General features: G+C 42.8%; 16 protein-coding genes and 1 tRNA gene. 5 read left to right on the top strand and 12 right to left on the bottom strand.

Features of this window, described 5'->3' with window-relative positions; translation table 11 throughout:
* Positions 1-219 precede the first annotated feature (219 nt).
* The 6 genes from H9649_RS12030 to H9649_RS12005 all read right to left on the bottom strand — a co-directional run bounded on the left by H9649_RS12030 (position 220) and on the right by H9649_RS12005 (position 4186).
* Positions 220-1935 (bottom strand): DUF927 domain-containing protein, encoded by a 1716-nt coding sequence (locus H9649_RS12030; protein ID WP_191695139.1) that lies wholly within the window; start codon positions 1933-1935, stop codon positions 220-222.
* The gene (locus tag H9649_RS12025) at positions 1935-2825 is read right to left on the bottom strand and encodes a bifunctional DNA primase/polymerase (RefSeq protein ID WP_191695138.1); all 891 of its coding nucleotides are present in this window, start codon (positions 2823-2825) and stop codon (positions 1935-1937) included. The genes H9649_RS12030 and H9649_RS12025 overlap by 1 nt, the downstream gene beginning before the upstream one ends.
* 185 nt (positions 2826-3010) lie before the next feature.
* Positions 3011-3310 (bottom strand): hypothetical protein, encoded by a 300-nt coding sequence (locus H9649_RS12020; protein WP_191695137.1) that lies wholly within the window; start codon positions 3308-3310, stop codon positions 3011-3013.
* A 15-nt stretch (positions 3311-3325) separates the two neighbouring features.
* Positions 3326-3682, bottom strand: a complete 357-nt coding sequence (locus H9649_RS12015; RefSeq protein WP_191695136.1) for a hypothetical protein — start codon at positions 3680-3682, stop codon at positions 3326-3328.
* Positions 3683-3862, bottom strand: coding sequence for a hypothetical protein (locus tag H9649_RS12010; RefSeq protein ID WP_191695135.1), 180 nt, complete (start codon positions 3860-3862; stop codon positions 3683-3685).
* 105 nt (positions 3863-3967) lie between these two features.
* The gene (locus H9649_RS12005) at positions 3968-4186 is read right to left on the bottom strand and encodes a helix-turn-helix domain-containing protein (RefSeq protein ID WP_225229843.1); all 219 of its coding nucleotides are present in this window, start codon (positions 4184-4186) and stop codon (positions 3968-3970) included.
* Between the two features lie 168 nt (positions 4187-4354).
* Here H9649_RS12005 and H9649_RS12000 point away from each other — a divergent pair, with 168 nt between their 5' ends.
* On the top strand, positions 4355-4939 hold the full coding sequence (locus H9649_RS12000; protein WP_191695134.1) for a helix-turn-helix domain-containing protein: 585 nt from the start codon (positions 4355-4357) through the stop codon (positions 4937-4939).
* A gap of 12 nt (positions 4940-4951) precedes the next feature.
* The gene (locus tag H9649_RS11995) at positions 4952-6142 is read left to right on the top strand and encodes a tyrosine-type recombinase/integrase (RefSeq protein WP_191695133.1); all 1191 of its coding nucleotides are present in this window, start codon (positions 4952-4954) and stop codon (positions 6140-6142) included.
* A 200-nt stretch (positions 6143-6342) separates the two neighbouring features.
* Here the strand turns inward: H9649_RS11995 and H9649_RS11990 are convergent.
* Positions 6343-6415: transfer RNA gene (locus H9649_RS11990), tRNA-Ala, on the bottom strand.
* A 68-nt stretch (positions 6416-6483) separates the two neighbouring features.
* Here H9649_RS11990 and H9649_RS11985 point away from each other — a divergent pair.
* Complete coding sequence (locus tag H9649_RS11985; protein WP_225229842.1) at positions 6484-7503, top strand: DUF2804 domain-containing protein; 1020 nt, start codon at positions 6484-6486, stop codon at positions 7501-7503.
* A gap of 526 nt (positions 7504-8029) precedes the next feature.
* Positions 8030-8500, top strand: coding sequence for a YusW family protein (locus tag H9649_RS11980; protein WP_191695132.1), 471 nt, complete (start codon positions 8030-8032; stop codon positions 8498-8500).
* A 40-nt stretch (positions 8501-8540) separates the two neighbouring features.
* Here the strand turns inward: H9649_RS11980 and H9649_RS11975 are convergent, their stop codons facing one another.
* The 3 genes from H9649_RS11975 to H9649_RS11965 all read right to left on the bottom strand — a co-directional run bounded on the left by H9649_RS11975 (position 8541) and on the right by H9649_RS11965 (position 13169).
* Positions 8541-10370, bottom strand: coding sequence for an ABC transporter ATP-binding protein (locus H9649_RS11975; RefSeq protein ID WP_191695131.1), 1830 nt, complete (start codon positions 10368-10370; stop codon positions 8541-8543).
* Positions 10351-12093 carry an ABC transporter ATP-binding protein gene (locus tag H9649_RS11970; protein WP_191695130.1) on the bottom strand — a complete coding sequence of 581 codons (1743 nt, stop codon included), beginning with the start codon at positions 12091-12093 and terminating at the stop codon, positions 10351-10353. The genes H9649_RS11975 and H9649_RS11970 overlap by 20 nt, the downstream gene beginning before the upstream one ends.
* 164 nt (positions 12094-12257) lie before the next feature.
* Positions 12258-13169: a DMT family transporter gene (locus H9649_RS11965; RefSeq protein WP_191695129.1), complete on the bottom strand. Its 912-nt coding sequence runs from the start codon at positions 13167-13169 to the stop codon at positions 12258-12260.
* A 134-nt stretch (positions 13170-13303) separates the two neighbouring features.
* Between H9649_RS11965 and H9649_RS11960 the strand changes: the two genes are divergently transcribed.
* Entirely contained in the window at positions 13304-14956 is a 1653-nt protein-coding gene (locus H9649_RS11960; protein ID WP_191695128.1) for a sensor domain-containing protein, read from the top strand.
* 43 nt (positions 14957-14999) lie between these two features.
* On the opposite strand, the gene H9649_RS11955 is transcribed toward H9649_RS11960, so the two are convergent.
* A complete protein-coding gene (locus H9649_RS11955) occupies positions 15000-15455 on the bottom strand; it encodes a threonine/serine exporter family protein (protein WP_191695127.1) in 456 nt (151 codons plus the stop codon).
* A gap of 14 nt (positions 15456-15469) precedes the next feature.
* Positions 15470-16210, bottom strand: coding sequence for a threonine/serine exporter family protein (locus tag H9649_RS11950; protein WP_191695126.1), 741 nt, complete (start codon positions 16208-16210; stop codon positions 15470-15472).
* Between the last annotated feature and the right edge of the window lie 85 nt (positions 16211-16295).

Here is a 16295-nt window from a genome sequence, read left to right as displayed (position 1 = left end):
ATTTGTAATTGGGGAATCCTTTATTGATGCGGTAAAAAAAAATTAATTACACAATTACACAATTACCGAAACTAGTAGATATAGTAATAGAAACATAGCCAAGTAAAAAAAGTTGTCTTTATATGAAGGCTATTAATTATGTGTAATTGTGTAATTCTTGTAATATGTGTCGATTAAGCTTTTCACTTCAACGTTTTGCAAATTACAAATAACTTAACCTTACGTAATCTTGTGTAATTCGGTGAAATCGAATCCTAATTCTTTTATGAAATCAGGGTTAATTGCTACAACGCGCCGAGTTTTTCCGTGATGCGCAATTCCTTTATAATCTACAACCTTCCCCCGATCTGAACACTGTATGGAAATGCCGCGTCTAAGCCATTCATTTCTTATTGTGCTCATTTCAACACCCAGGAACTCTTTTAAGTAAGCAGGCGTGACATATAAAGTCCCGTCTTTGTATATGGCTTTCATGTCTCTAATGACTTCATACTTGCCGGATATTGATTCCCTCGAAGCATCCAAATCAGTAAGGATGGCTTCCAACATCTGCATAGGCTTGTCCACTGATTTGTTCTCTTCAATGATTTGATCAAACAAGACTTCTACCCATCCAATATCCAATGATGCATTGAAAAACTTCATCAATAGTCCTGCTGTAAAGTAGAGTGCTGCATAGTGCCTGGCAATCCTGGAGACTACTTCATTACCATTACTTTTCCTTTGGAACATTTCATTGTATTGATAGTACATAGGCAACGATTCGTTCATATGCAGCTTCCATTTATTAATGAATTCCAATCCAATTGTTCCATAATTGTTTTCCATAGCTGAATAGAGACTGCTAAAGAACGTGTGATCAACGTCTTGAAAAGGAATACCCTTAATGGGCAGTACACGCGCCGCCGCTCCACCTGCACGTTCTGCGTAATCCAATAGTGAAGTTTCGCCTGTCGATAGCATTAAGTTATTCCATGTGAATTCCTTTTGACTTCCAGAAATACTCCCTCGCCCTTTGGAACGTCCGCCGCTGAAATTGTAAATGAACCGCTGAAGCTGTTTCTCGTCCGCCTTCATGCTATCGTCTAGCAATAGAGGGAAGCTGTTCAGAAACGCTGATTTCCTTTCAAAAGAGACTGCTGTACCATTCCATTCAGATACTAGATATTCAGTTCCCCATACACTGGCAGCCGCTTTCAAAACTGATGTTTTTCCTTTTGATGTCGGACCAGATAGATCGATAATGAATGGTCCTAACTTCAAATCTTCCAATATAATCGATGTAAACGATGAAATGACCATCAATAACGCTTTGGGGTGTGGCTCCAATAACTTAAAAACCGAATTTATCCAATCCGCGCTCGTCCCTGAAGTCTTGAATGCTTCAAAAATTTGCTTTTCCCCTATGTCTCCTGGAAGTATTTCGATTCCAAAATTCTGAAGCGGATGAACAAGCATTCCATCGACATGACCGAGACGTTCAACCATTTCACTTGATGGTACGTTATTTATAAGTAAAAATTTATCGAAGAAATTAATTAGGTTCTTCGCGTTATTGTCATTTACGGCTAAGGACATATTCGATATTTTCTTCAGTTCTACGGCTGTCGAGATGGTCAGTGCAGGCACAACTTCCTTATACATCCGGCCTTCATTCTGCCAACATATTTCATAATAGTATTCGGAGCGTTCGATATTCGTAAGAGATCGTGTGATGATTGGGAACGTCCTGATTAAATGGACTGGAAAGGTAATCTTGTTTTCGCCCTTACCTTCCGAAACGATAATGTAAAGCCGACCATCCTTCACTTCAAATCCTTCAGGTATTTTCACGTTGATTCCGGAGGGGTGAAGGACAGTTTGTATTTCCGGCTTCTGATTTTTTTCCTTTTGTCTTTCTGCTAGATTGATAATTTCCAATGGGGGTTTTGCCACTATCTACCCCTCCTCTCAAACTCTTTTTTTGCGATACTAGCAATTACCGTGTCTAATTCCTTTTGATCTAATGGAGGATCGTTGCGTTCGTTCCAAAGGTGCATCATCTCGTAAACTAGAAGCAAATCTACCCTTCTTGATAGGAGATGGCCAACTAACGAAGCCGCTGCAGGATTACGTCCTTCACCTTCTGCCAATCCCTGCATAAGCTTGTGCCAATGTGATGATTCATGCGCTACTGCTTTGCTATTTGACCGGCTGGAAGGATTTATGAGATTCACCAACCACCTTGGCGCATCTGCTACAAGCACTTCTGATGGTCGTGACGACAGTTCCCACTCATATCGAACTCCTGTTTCATGAATCGACGGTGAAGCTACTATATAGCCGCCATCTCCTCGAATATCAAGTCCTGGTTGAAAATTCACCTTGTTACCGATACCATCTTGATAGTTAAAGAGATAATGGCTGCCACCTGAACCGGTTATGGCTTCGACAGTATCAGGCAATGATCCGTGTTCCGTTGTCAGTTCATCTAGTGTTTCCCGACCATCTATTTTGTGTATATCTACATCTAGCACGAAAATCCCTGATTCTTTACCTGTTCGGATTCCTATATTCGCTCCTGGATAGTCCTTATTCCACCATTTTCCAATGATTTCTATGTCGTTTGTCGCTGCCTTCAATCCGTTATGGGGGATTGGATGCTTCGCAACTTGTTTACAGTTCGGATTTGTACAAGTACACTTTCCGTTACTGAGACTATGAACGGGGAAAACATGCCAGTTCATCCATTCTGCATAGTACAGTGCGGACTTTAACATTTTCTCAAAATGATTATTGTTTACTTTTTCGTCTTCCTGTGTTATGTTCTCTATAACAGAATTCATTCAAATAACTCCTTCCGGGAAGAGGGTTGTCCTAATACGACGCCCCTTCTTATTTTTGTCGTTGGTTGGTGGTTAGCCATTTGCGATTTCCCCTCTTCGCCTAACGCGCTGCCGGAAAACAGCGTTTGTCGCTTCATCACTTTTGTGTTAAAATTACAGAACGATTATATTACTGAGCCTTCGAATTATTCCTTGCCGGGAAGTGAAGGCTCTTTTTGTTGCCCTAACGTCTGTTCATGAATTTCTGCTAACTGATTACGTGTTTCGCGCATCTCTGTTACTAACCTGAATAGAAGTGCATCTATCATTTGCAAAGTGTTATTGTGGTCCCATAAAAAGTGGGATTGCTTTTCTCCTGCATACTTGTCATCTGCTTCTAGAGCCATACGCCCTAATGCCTGTTGAATGTGATATAAGGATTGCAGTTGTAAAGATAATTCCCCTACAGAATCATCCATTTTCGATATAAGCTGTTGTGTATTCATTGTTGTTCCTCCCTTTCATATCCAACCTAATTTTCTTGCGATGAGCCACAGATAATCTTTTTTCGCTCTGCCTGCTCCCGACTTGCTGAATTCTGACAGTTCCGCCGATGCCCCAAGAGTAGGTTCCTTATCCTCGAAATAATACAAGCTAATGAGCGACTTCTTTCTTGGCTCTAATTCGTTAAATGCTTCCTCGGCTGCCTTAATGATTCGGTTCGCTTCGTCAATCCTCGTCAGTTGCTCAACATAAGAACCATAATTTTTTGGAAGTTTCTCTTCTCCGCCGACCAGTCGCGAATAGTAAGGAATGTTCCTTACATGCTGATCCAGCACTTTCAAAAGATGTATGGACAATTGGTCACGTTTCGCCAATTACTTACCCTCCCATCTGAGTAACGCTTCCAAGTGATTGGCTGCAACATCCCAAGCAATCGCCGCACCAACTGTATGGCCTTCTTGAAAATCCGAATTCGTTTTCTCTTCTCCCCTGTTCTTCTCTGCCATGCTTCTGAAGAATGCAATTGAAGATTTCATGTGCTTTTCGTAGTTCATATTATTCACCTCCCTCTTCGCCTAAACTCCGCCAGTACGATCCCAGCCACACACTCATGATTGCGAATGCCGGGATTGCATATGCTAGGAAAATGCCCCAATCTGTCACAGCTGAACAACCTCTCTTTCGTGGCTTTCGCCTGCGACCCACTTTTCAATTGTTGGTGCATGAAAGACAATCTTCGAACGAATCCGTGTGTGTGGAATTTCCGAGCAACGCACCATTGTATAGATGGTAGTTGTGGAAACATCCAGTAGTTCGGCGACTTCTTTTACTGTAAGTACAATTTTTTTGATACCTTCTACCTCTTGTTTTCTTGACATTTTTTCTTCCCTCCATTTTTAGTGGTTGGTATATCAACCGTTAACCCTATCATAATATTCAATCGGTTGTTTTGTCAACCATTATAAGCGATTTGTTTATTTCCGTTTGATTTATCAACCGTTTTTGTTATCATATATTATAAAGAGTCTAGAGAGGTGGCGTTTTTATTGGTAATAGGTGAATTTATAAAGGAACAAAGATTAAACAAAGGATTTTCAATAAGAAAACTAGCAGAACTATCAGGCGTTTCACATCCTTATCTCTCACAAATTGAAACAGGAAAAAACACAAAACCTTCAAATGACGTTTTGCATAAATTGGCTGATCCATTAGGTGTATCTCATTTCGACTTAATGGTTGCAGCGGGCTACTATACAAAAGAGGAATTATTAATACGGCAACAACAAGAGGAATTTTTCAACTCAATGACATCTGAGCAATTTGACGATTATATAGAAAAACAGAACGAAGTATTTTTAATTGAAGAATATAGGAAAAAAGAATTTACCGACATTGAAGAATTGCTTAATGGAAATGTGTACTTCGATAAATATAAGTTAACTTCTAAAGAAAAAATAATGGTTTATAAAATTCTTAATGCTTTATTTGAGGACAAACAGAAAAACTATCCATCCGACGAAGAGATTAAAGCGGCATACCTTAATGAAAGAAATGCATTCAAGAACATAAATGAGTGGAAAGATTCTGATGGAATAGATATAAATTATGACGATGATTTCAAAGAAAATTAAAGGAGTGATCTAGTGGCTAATATCCAAAAGCGTGGCGATGATTCCTATTTTTTCACTGTCAGCCTGGGACGTGGAGCCGACGGAAAATATAGAAGAAGAACTAAGACCATTACTATTACCGAGAAGATGACTCCTAAGCAACTGAGGGAATATCTGAACCATGAGTATCTAAAGTTCAAACAAGAAGCCTTATCGGGCGCGTACATCGTTCCAGGTAAAATGACGGTATCTGCATTCATTGAAGAATGGAAAGAGAAGTACGCTTACAAAGAACTCTCTGAAACGACTATCACCAATCATTTATCTATATTGGACACGCACATCCTACCGAATATCGGACATTGGAATTTGCAGGACGTGAACCCTTCCCTTTTGGATGACCTTCTCCACAATCTAAAAAGGAAAGACGGCTCTGACAAGCCACTCGCTACGACTTCCCAACAAAGCGTATACAACACGCTGAAAAGTATTTTCAAATATGCAAAACAGAAACGATTGATTAAAGAGGATCCAATGGAAGGCGTCAGCAAACCGAGGAATAAAAATGAAGAAGCTAGAACTTTGAATGTGTATGATTTTGAAGAGGTTTCAACACTACTCACACTGTTAGAAGAGGAAGACAGCCATTGGAGAATGTTCATGACTTTATTGATTGTAGGTGGATTACGAAGAGGTGAAGGACTTGGTTTGGAGTGGGACAAGATTGACTTTGAAAATGGATTGATTGATATTTCCCAAACGATCGTAAACACTCGTAATGGTCCACACATCAAACCGCCTAAATCTAAGACTTCAAACCGACTCGTCTCTCTTGCACCATCTGTAATGGATGAATTGAAGCGGTTTAAAATTGATTGTATGAAAAATAAACTGATAATGGGCGACAAATGGGCGGAACATAATAGATCATGGGTATTCTGCAACGTGGATGGTTCACATTTCTACCCTACTACCCCATCGACCTGGTGGAAGAGGTTCACGGACAGAACGGGATTCAGATATATACGGTTACATGACATACGGCACACGTCAGCCAGTTTGATGATTGCACAGAACATCCATGCGAAAGTCATTTCAGAACGTTTTGGACACTCGTCTATCAGAATTACGATGGACACATACGGACACGTATTGCGGACAGCCGATAAAATGGCAGGCGATACATTCGAAGGTCTATTCGCGAATAAGGAAAACGCAAAATAAACGGTGAAGCAGCAGGATCTATTTCTCCTCGCTTCCCGTCTTTTTTATGCCATTTATCACGGTTTATTTTTGATTACCGCAAAGTTTTACATCAATTTTACATCAACGGTCATTTTAGCATCAATTTTACATCATTCATTATAAAAGACAAAACAAAAAGAACCCTTATGCATCAAGGGTTCAAGTCGTGTTTTTCCATATGGAGCATACCGGGCTCGAACCGGTGACCTTCACACTGCCAGCGTGACACTCTCCCAGCTGAGCTAATGCCCCGTCTATCTGATACAATATAAAGTATAGCAATGATGTATATAAAAGACAATAGATGGGGGGGCAATCTTTTGCAACATGCTGAAAGGGAAATTACGGAACCGGTTCTGCTTTGTGATAAAAAAGGTTTATTGAATCCTGAAGCAATCGGTTTTGCCCGTCGACCTTATATAGAAAGCAACTTAGCAGGACATTTCATGCGTAAGAAGAAATGGAATCATTGGTCTGTGTTCGGTGAAGATCTATTATTCTCCGCTTCAATTATCCATTTGGATTACACGGCGATTTGTTCTGTTTACATACTCGATTATGAAACGCAACGTTTTTGTGAAAAGCAGGTTTTCATTCCTGTTGCCCGAAAAGTGAAAATGCCTGCGGACGTATTCGGTAATGTGAAATTCATTAATGACCGGATTTCGGTGCAACTCGTACATATCCAAGGAGAAACGCATTTATCGGTCACCATTCAGGATTTTGATAATGAAGTGTTGCATGCTGATTTACATATTTCACATCCTGAAGAAGATGATTCGTTACATGTCGTCATACCCCGGAAACGTGATTTGTTTCAATTCACGTCTAAGCACCATACTTTGCCGACGCAAGGGTTTGTGAAGATCGGGAAACGACGATATGATTTCAACCCTGATTATAGTTTTGCAGTGTTGGATTTTGCCCGCGGTATATGGCCCCGCGAATCGGAGTGGAACTGGGGGATGGCTTCGCAACGCATCGGGGGTAAGCGCATCGGGTTGAATTTTGGTGGGAAATGGACGGACGGAACGGGGATGACGGAAAACGCAATTTTTGTAGATGGTGTGATGACAAAAATTCATGAGGACGTTATTTTCATGTACGGCACGGATGCTTTGATGTCACCGTGGAAGATCCATACGAAGTTTTCCGATCAAGTAAATCTGACGTTTACTCCTTTCTTTGAACGGTCGACAGCTTCAAATATGCAGTTCGCAAAAATAAAAGTGAATCAGGCAACCGGCTATTTCAATGGATCGGTTAAGTTGCAGGACGGTACGATTTTGCGAATTCGGCAAATGCTTGGTTGTGCTGAAGACCGCCGCGTGAAATGGTAAATAGATGATTGAACAACCGCTGATTCATGCGGTTGTTTTTTATGTAAGGATTTTGAAGTGTCAAGTGCATGAGGCACGACTTTGGGTTTGCTTGACTGTTGGATTATCCGCGGGATGATTAATGGAAGCGGAAAGGTGTAACGAAATGTAAAGCCAGCGTAACGAAACGTAGATGCGCCGTATCGAAACGTAGACACGCCGTATCGAAACGTAGAGGCCGCAACGAAACGTAAAGACGGCGCAATGAAACGTAACCTCTTCGTATCGAAACGTAGACACGCCGTATCGAAACGTAAAGGCCGCAACGAAATGTAAAGCCCGCGCAACGAAACGTAACCTCTTCGTATCGAAACGTAAAACGGCGTGACACAACGTAACCGCCGCGTAACGAAACGTAGACGCGCTCATAACACAACAAAACCGTCACAAATCCACTCTCTTTCAAAATGTCTGCGCTGTTCAGTGTTTAATTTCTTCAAATGAAGGAAATTAATGAGTAGAGACTACTTTGGGAGGTTTTGTTAGTATGGGAAAAATAGTTAAAGTCACTGCGTTCCTACTGTTTGCTGCACTAGTACTTGGGGCATGCGGGAATTTAGGAAAAAATGCGGATAAGCCGAATCGTGAAGATGCAACATTGGTGCATGAGAATGAGAAAGAAGGCGGCTCCCTAGATACAGGAAACGCATACGGATTCAATAAGTTTGATTTGGATATCGATGTGGACGGTAAAGATACTGTTGAAGCAAGTTACGAAATGGACCGCAATCTGGAAGCAGAGTACAAAAACAAGTTAGCTGGCTTGGACTTGAAAGAAGATGAAGCGATGGTGAAACTGGATGAAATGTTCATCGACATCATGTTCACTAAAGATACATCTCAAGAAGAGGCGATTGAAAAGTTAATGACGTGGTTCGGTCTGGATACGTATACGGAATTCGATTTGGAAGTCCATTTCGATGACGGAACGCTACTCGATTTTGAAGATAAGAAGTAATCGGCATTACAAAAGGCTGCGGAAATCCGCAGCCTTTTTCTTATACTTTCGAATCCATAAGCATCGTATAATAGACGCCTTGCCGTTCAATCAATTCTTCTTGTGAACCTGATTCAAGCAGCTTCCCCTGCCCCATGACATAGACGGTATCCGCTTTCCGCACTGTGTTCAATCTATGCGCAATTACGAAACTTGTCCGCCCTTCCATTAGTCGGTCGAGCGCTTCTTGAATTTGCAATTCTGTAACGGTATCGATACTACTTGTCGCTTCATCGAGCAAGAGTAGTACGGGATCTGCGACGAGCGCACGCGCAATTGATAGCAATTGCTTCTGGCCCTGTGAAATTTCTCCACCATCAGCTGTCAATACAGTGTCGTAGCCATGTTCCAGACGCGACACAAAACTGTGCGCATTTGCACGCTTCGCAGCTTCAATGACTTCATCATCCGTCGCGTCAAGCTTGCCGTAACGGATGTTTTCCATGACAGTCGCTTCAAACAGGAACGGATCCTGCAAGACGAATGCTGTTTGACTACGCAATGTCGAGCGCGGTAAGTCACTGATCGGGATGCCATCTATAAGAATCTGCCCTTCATTCGCCTCGTAAAAACGGGCTAGCAGTTGCATAATTGTCGTTTTCCCTGCACCTGTCGCTCCAACAAACGCAACCGTTTCACCCGACTTCACATGGAATGAAACATCTTCAATCGTGTAGCCGTCTGTTTCAACCGCATAACCGAAGGAGACATTGCGGAACTCGACATCTCCCTTTAGAACAGTATCTTGATGGGTTGTCGCTTCATCTTGCTCGATCGGTTCATCCATAATCTTAAAGACACGTTCAGCACCTGCAATTGCGGATAACACGGTATTGAATTGGTTAGACAGATCGTTAAGCGGTCTTGTAAACTGACGCGCATATTCCGAGAAGATGACGATCGTTCCGATAGTCACGATGCCATCCCCTCTTAGCGCTAACAAACCGCCGACACCAGCTACAATGGCAAAACTCGCGTTGTTCAGCATGTTCATCACTTTCGGGATGAAACCAGAATACGTCAATGCCCAGAAACCCGTTCTGCGCAGCCGTTCACTTTTCTGTGCAAACTCTTCCATGACACGCTCTTCTTGGGAGAATGCCTTGACGATACGCTGTCCGGAAATCGTTTCTTCAATCATTCCGTTGAGCTCACCAACCGCCCGCTGCTGCTCTTTGAATAACAGTCCCGTACGTCTCGTAATCCATCGTATAGCGACGAACATGACAGGTACAATTGTCATCGTCAATAATGTCAACGTAGGACTCAAATAGATCATGACTCCTAGCGTCCCGGCTAACGTCAACACACTTGAAAATACTTGAATGAACGATGAATTCAATGTCTGACTGACGTTTTCAATATCATTCGTCACCCGGCTCATCAGTTCCCCATGCTGCCGTTTATCGAAAAACGTGACAGGCAATTTTTGCAGATGGCTAAACAGATCCGTACGCAATTTGAATACGGATTGTTGCGCAATGCCCACCATCCAGAAACTTTGGAAATAAGTCGCAAGCGAAAGCCCTAGATAGATAACGACTAATATGCCAATTTGTTTACCAAGACCGTCAAATTGCATAGCGATTATATGGTTATCAATAATTTTACCGATTAAGAAAGGACCGAGGAGCGCAAGAACAGAGCTGACAAGAACGAGCGCAAGCACAGCAATGAGTAACCCGCGTTGTTCATCGACCAGTTGCCAAATACGTTTCAGCACAAACTTCCAATCGCTCGCCCGTTCGACTTTCTTTTTGTTCGGGCCTTTTATATCCTCTTTTTTAATGATCGGTTCATATCCGAACGGTTTACGAATGGTCCGTAACATCTGTAATCGCCTCCTCTTCTGATTGGGATTCCGCAATTTTTCGATACAACGCGGATTGCTTCATCAGATCAGCATGCTTGCCATATCCGACGACTTTCCCTTCATCCAATAGAAGAATACTGTCCGCACCGATAGCAGTCTGCACTTTTTGCGTGACGACAAGCATCGTAGCCGCCTCTTTTTCAAGCGACTTCCAAAGCGCCATTTCCGTCTTGACGTCCAAAGCACTCGTACTGTCGTCCAGAATAAGGATAGAGGGTTTGCGGACGAGCGCTCTCGCGATGGATAGCCGTTGCTTCTGTCCTCCCGATAAGTTGACGCCTTTTTGTCCGACACGTGTCCCATACTTTTTCGGGAATAAATCGATTGATTCATGGATTTGCGCTTTTTTCGCAGCTTCCTCCAACTCATCGGGTGCTGCTTCACTATCTCCCCACGACAAGTTTTCCAAAATGGAACCTGTAAACAAGATCGATTGCTGGGGAACGAGTCCAATCGCATCCCGTAAATCTTTCAATGCCCACTCGTTTATGTCTACCCCGCCGACATAGATCTTCCCTTCCGTCGCTTCAAAAATGCGTGGAATGAGATTTAACAAAGTCGATTTACCAGAACCTGTCGCTCCCATAATGGCAAGTTTTTCTCCAGGTGCTACATGGAAAGACACATTGTCGACAATCGGTTCCGGCTTACCTGCATAGTGGAATGACACATTTTCAAATCGTAAATCTCCGTCGAAACGGGTCATGCTAGAACTCTCTATATCGTGTTGCTCCAAATCTTCATTCGCAAGCAACACTTCTTCCATACGCTCTGAAGAAGCTTTCGCTCGTGATAAAGCGACAATGATAAATGCGAACATCGAAAATGCACCTGTCATCCGCATTGCATAGTTGACGATGGCGACAAGTTCACCGACTTGCGCATCTCCGTTAGTAATTTCAATTGCACCAAACCATAGAACAGCCATCAGACTGACGTTCATAATGAACAGCAAAACAGGTAAAATCAGTTCCATCATCCGCATCGCTTTTACAGTATCACGGCGTAAATAATCCGCCACTTTTGAAAAGCGGCTCGCTTCATACATACCACGTAAATACGCTTTAATGAGACGGACAGCTTGCAGATTCTCCTGGATAACCCGGTTCACACGGTCCAAACGATTTTGGACATTGGAGAAGTATCCGACCCCTTTCCTCGCCATAATGATGAGGAAAACAAGAAGAATCGGCGCCCCGATAACGAGATACAACGCTAACTTGACATTGACGACAAATGCCATGATTAAACTGCCCAGAACAAGCAGTGGTGCACGTAACATTATCCGAAGGCTCATGAACAAAACGTTTTGCGCCATATTGACATCACTTGTCAACCGAGTAATTAAACCTGCAGTTGGAAAACGGAGGAATGTCGCCATCGAGAACGCTTGCACTTGACGGAATAGCGCTTGACGGAGATCGAACGCAAAACTTTGGGCAGCATGCGCCGCAAAGTAGGAATTGATGGCACCTGTGAAAAATGCAACAAAGGCAAGTCCCATCATGACACTGCCCCACGTCCAGATGACACTCTCATTACCTGCGAGAATCCCGTCATCAATGATTTTTTTAATTAATAATGGCTGAATGAGCTCAACAGAAAGCTCCGTCAGCATAAGAATTATTGCAATGATAATCGGCCATTTATATGGCTTTGCATAGGCGAAGACTGTTTTCATCGATTGGTACCCCCAGAAACTGTTTCGTAATACGAATTATTTTTCTTTTGTCATCATTATGTCACATGTATTCAATTATGTATAGACAGTAGCTCGAATAGCGTACAAATTCTAATTTTGATTCGGCAAATAAAAAAACCGGCACCCGTAAAGGCTACCGGTCCCTATTCTTCTCGCGCTTCCTTAATCCTGCTTCCTGCTACGGACAAGCCTGTAATGCCGAGTAGCATAATGATGCTTCCCGCAATTTGCCAATAGCCAAGCACACTTCCGAACCAAAACACCGAAACGATCATCGCTGTCAGCGGTTCAAAACTAGAAAGGATACTTGTTTCTATCGGTGATATGTACTTCATACTACCGAGGAACAGCACAAAAGCCACTGTCCCAATAATAATGACGAGAAACAACATGCCCGTCACATTCCACTCTGACAGTAACTTCACCTGACTGCCAAATTTGAAAATGTTCAGGATGAAAAGCGTTACCCCTCCAATTAGCATTCCCCAACCGACCGACAACAACACTCCCCATTCATTCATTAGGCGAACGGGGTAAAGCGTATAAAAGGCGAATGTGAAACCGACTGTCAAGCCCCAGAAAACCGCTGACTTGCTTAACGCAAAGCCCGACAATGTACCGTTCGTCAATAAAAGAAACAGTCCGACCATCGTTACAATCATACCGATGACTTGCGCAGCAGGCGGCTTGGCCTTCTGTCTTAACGATACGAACAAAATAATGTAAATTGGTGCGAGAAATTGAAATAACGTGGCGATAACCGCATTACTCGACTCAATTGCACCAGCAAATGAATATTGGACGCCGAGCATACCGAAAATACCAAACAGAACCATTTGACGTGACCACACTTTAAAGCGTAGCGGACGCATCACTTTTACACCTTTCATCTTCAAAACAATGAGTATTGCGCCGCCGGCAACAATGAGTCGGACAATAAGCATGAAAGAGATGGACATCTCACTTGTCGACAAAATCCATTCCATCATCGGCCCAGTAGCGCCCCACATCATAGCTCCTATAATGATCATGAAAATACCTTTTGCTCTATTCATTAATGCCCACCACCTTATTAATAGTTTTATAGTCTATGGATATATGGTACTATTTACTTAAATAGGTTACTGTATAATTAACTCGTTTCCTATATACTTAATACATATTTCATTTCGAGAGGAGACGGAGATAGATGGATTCGGTCTATATAACAAACGAAACCGATATTCCCTATGTCATGGACAGTCTCGTCCAATTCTTTATGGTGACACGAACGGACGGCGACGGTCTAATCACTTATGCTAATCATAACTTCTTAGCTACAAGCAACTGGACACCTAAACGTATAATCGGGAAATCCTTATGGCAAATGTTTTCTGACAATGAAGAGGACCAAGCACAAGCGCATGCAATATGGAGCTTTATATCTACAGGCAAGTCGTGGTTCGGAACTGCTGAAAAACAGACGAAAGACGGGGAACCATACTATGTAAAAATGACGGCGATTCCGTCAATGAATGAAGAAGGTTCATTGGAATCCGTCACGTTTTTGGAACTTGATATTACCGAAGATGTAGAATTGCAAGACAAACTGCAACAAATTGCTTTCATCGACTTTGAAACAGGTTTGATGAGCCGACATAAGCTAGAATCGATGGTAAACGAATTTATCGTAGAAAACAAGCATTTTTCTTTCGTCTACATAGCAATTGATCACTTTTATACGTTAAAAGATTTACAGTCTTCAGATTCGGAAGCGGTTCTCATCCAAGAATTCACAAATCGACTTAAACGCTTTTTCCAAGGCGACCCGATTGCCCGCATTGGCGTTGGACACTTTGTTGTGCTAACTTCATTCGGAGAATGGTTCGTACATGGCTTTTTAGATTTTCTAAAAGAACATCCGATATACATTAACAACCATTCACTTCCCTTGTCAATAAGCGGAGGAATCGTCCGCTATCCGGAAGATCAACAGACGTACACGCAACTCATCAAAGCGGCACTCGCCACAGCAAAAAGCATTACCGAACAAGGCGGCGGGCGTATATCTACACTATCCGCGGAATCACACAAAGTCCTGAACCGTCGATCGGTCATCGACAAGAAAATGTTGACAGCACTAGATCATAAAAACTTACAAGTCGTCTACCAACCTAAGCTTGACGTTGCATCTGGCAAAGTACTCGTCTACGAAGCACTTGTCAGATGGGAAGACGAGGAACTCGGACAGATTTCGCCCGACGAACTCATTCCTATTGCTGAAGAAAATGGACTTATTAACGCAATTGGCGCATACGTAATTGAAGAAGCTGCAAAATTCGCAGTTACACTCATGCAAGAAAAACCCGATATACGTATTTCTGTCAACACTTCCGTCCGGGAGTTCAGCAATTCTTCCGAAATGAAAGAAAAACTTACGTCAATTCTAAAAGAGACGAATTGTCCAGCTGACAAAATTCAATTGGAAATTACAGAGAAATTCGCTTTCCAGGCAGAACAAGAACGCGCGATAATCCGACAGATGAAAGAACTGCAAGACGCAGGAATCCGCTTCATTCTTGACGATTTCGGCACTGGCTATGCGTCTTTCAGATACATGCAGAACTTACCTATTTCCAAAGTTAAAATCGATAAAGTCTTCATCCAATCGTTACTAACAACGCCGAAAACGAGACAGCTCGTCGAAGGAATGATTCATTTCAGCAAATCGATGGGACTGTACGTCATTGCAGAAGGTGTTGAAACGGAAGAACAATTCAATGCGCTCATCGAGATGGGCATCGATGCCGTTCAAGGCTACTACATCGGCGTACCAATGAAACAAAGCGATATTATTAAGTGAAATAAGGAGCATCCGCCAATTAGGGATGCTCCTTTTTACTTCGTTATAATTGCCGGACCTTTCTTTTTTTGAATCGCGACCTGAAGATTAGTTGTATGAAAACCTCCGCAAATACAAGACCCATAGCAATTGCACCGGATACCATAAACGCTTTCGTCGCATATGATATCGCAGTCAAATTATCATTTTCAACAAAATGCCGCATTGCATTATACGCTGTACCGCCCGGAACGAGTGGAATGATGCCAGCGACACTGAAAATAATCATCGGTGTCTTGAATCGCTTTGCAAATAGATGTGCAAACAGCGCAACGACAAAAGCACCAAGGAACGATGCTTGCACTGCATCTTCAGATATCGTTTCGAACAGACTATATACCATCCATCCCGCACTTCCTACAAACCCGCAGTAAAATAACATTTTGCGGGGCGCATTAAAAATGATGCCAAAACCGATCGCCGCAAGAAAACTGAGAACCGCCTGCATGATCCAGTCCATTTAAACCACCTCTTTCAAAATGACAAGACGAGTGCGACACCCGCCCCGATTGCAAAAGCAGTCAAGAATGCTTCCGCCCCTTTTGACAGCCCTGACATGAAATGCCCCGCCATCAGGTCCCGAACAGCATTCGTGATGAGTAAGCCTGGAACGAGCGGCATGACACCGCCGATAATGATTTTATCAAGTTCAGTCCCGAGGTTTGTCTGGACGGCAAAGAATGCGACAAGCGCCACGGTCAAAGCTGCCAGGAATTCAGCAAAGAATTTCACTTTTGTCAGTTCATGGACTGCTGTTACAGTAAGGTAACCGGCACCGCCCGCAACGAACGCAGTAACAATGTCTGACCACATTCCGCTATACAGTATGAGGAAACAGCCGCTTGCGACGCTTGCAGCAAGAAGTTGCAGCCAGAAGGGAAACATGACATTCGCATTTTTGATAGCAATGAGCCGTTCATATGCTTCGTCAAGTGTGTATTCCCCTTCGGACAGTTTGCGAGATACGCTGTTAACGAGCGCGATTTTTTCAAGATCCGTTGATCGATTTTTAATACGGATCAGTTTTGTATGATGGGGGCTACCTGGTGATAGGATGATACCGGTCGGCGTGACGAAGCTTTCGACGGCGGTCAATTCCTGCGTTTTAGCCATTCGTTCCATTGTATCTTCGACGCGGTACGTTTCTGCGCCTGCTTCCATCATGAGCCTGCCGGCGAGTAAACAGCAGTCAATGGCTAGTTCTTTATCGGTCATTATGTATCCCCCGCTTCCATCGGCTTTTTCCTTTATTTTAGAGGAGTGCGTGAAAAAAAACAAAAAACGGAGCTATACGGCAGCT

Origin of the sequence: Sporosarcina quadrami, from assembly GCF_014836615.1 — a bacterium.
GTDB lineage: Bacteria > Bacillota > Bacilli > Bacillales_A > Planococcaceae > Sporosarcina > Sporosarcina quadrami.
The sequence above is the reverse complement of the archived record's forward strand: the minus strand, read 5'-3'. Positions and strand labels throughout refer to the sequence as shown.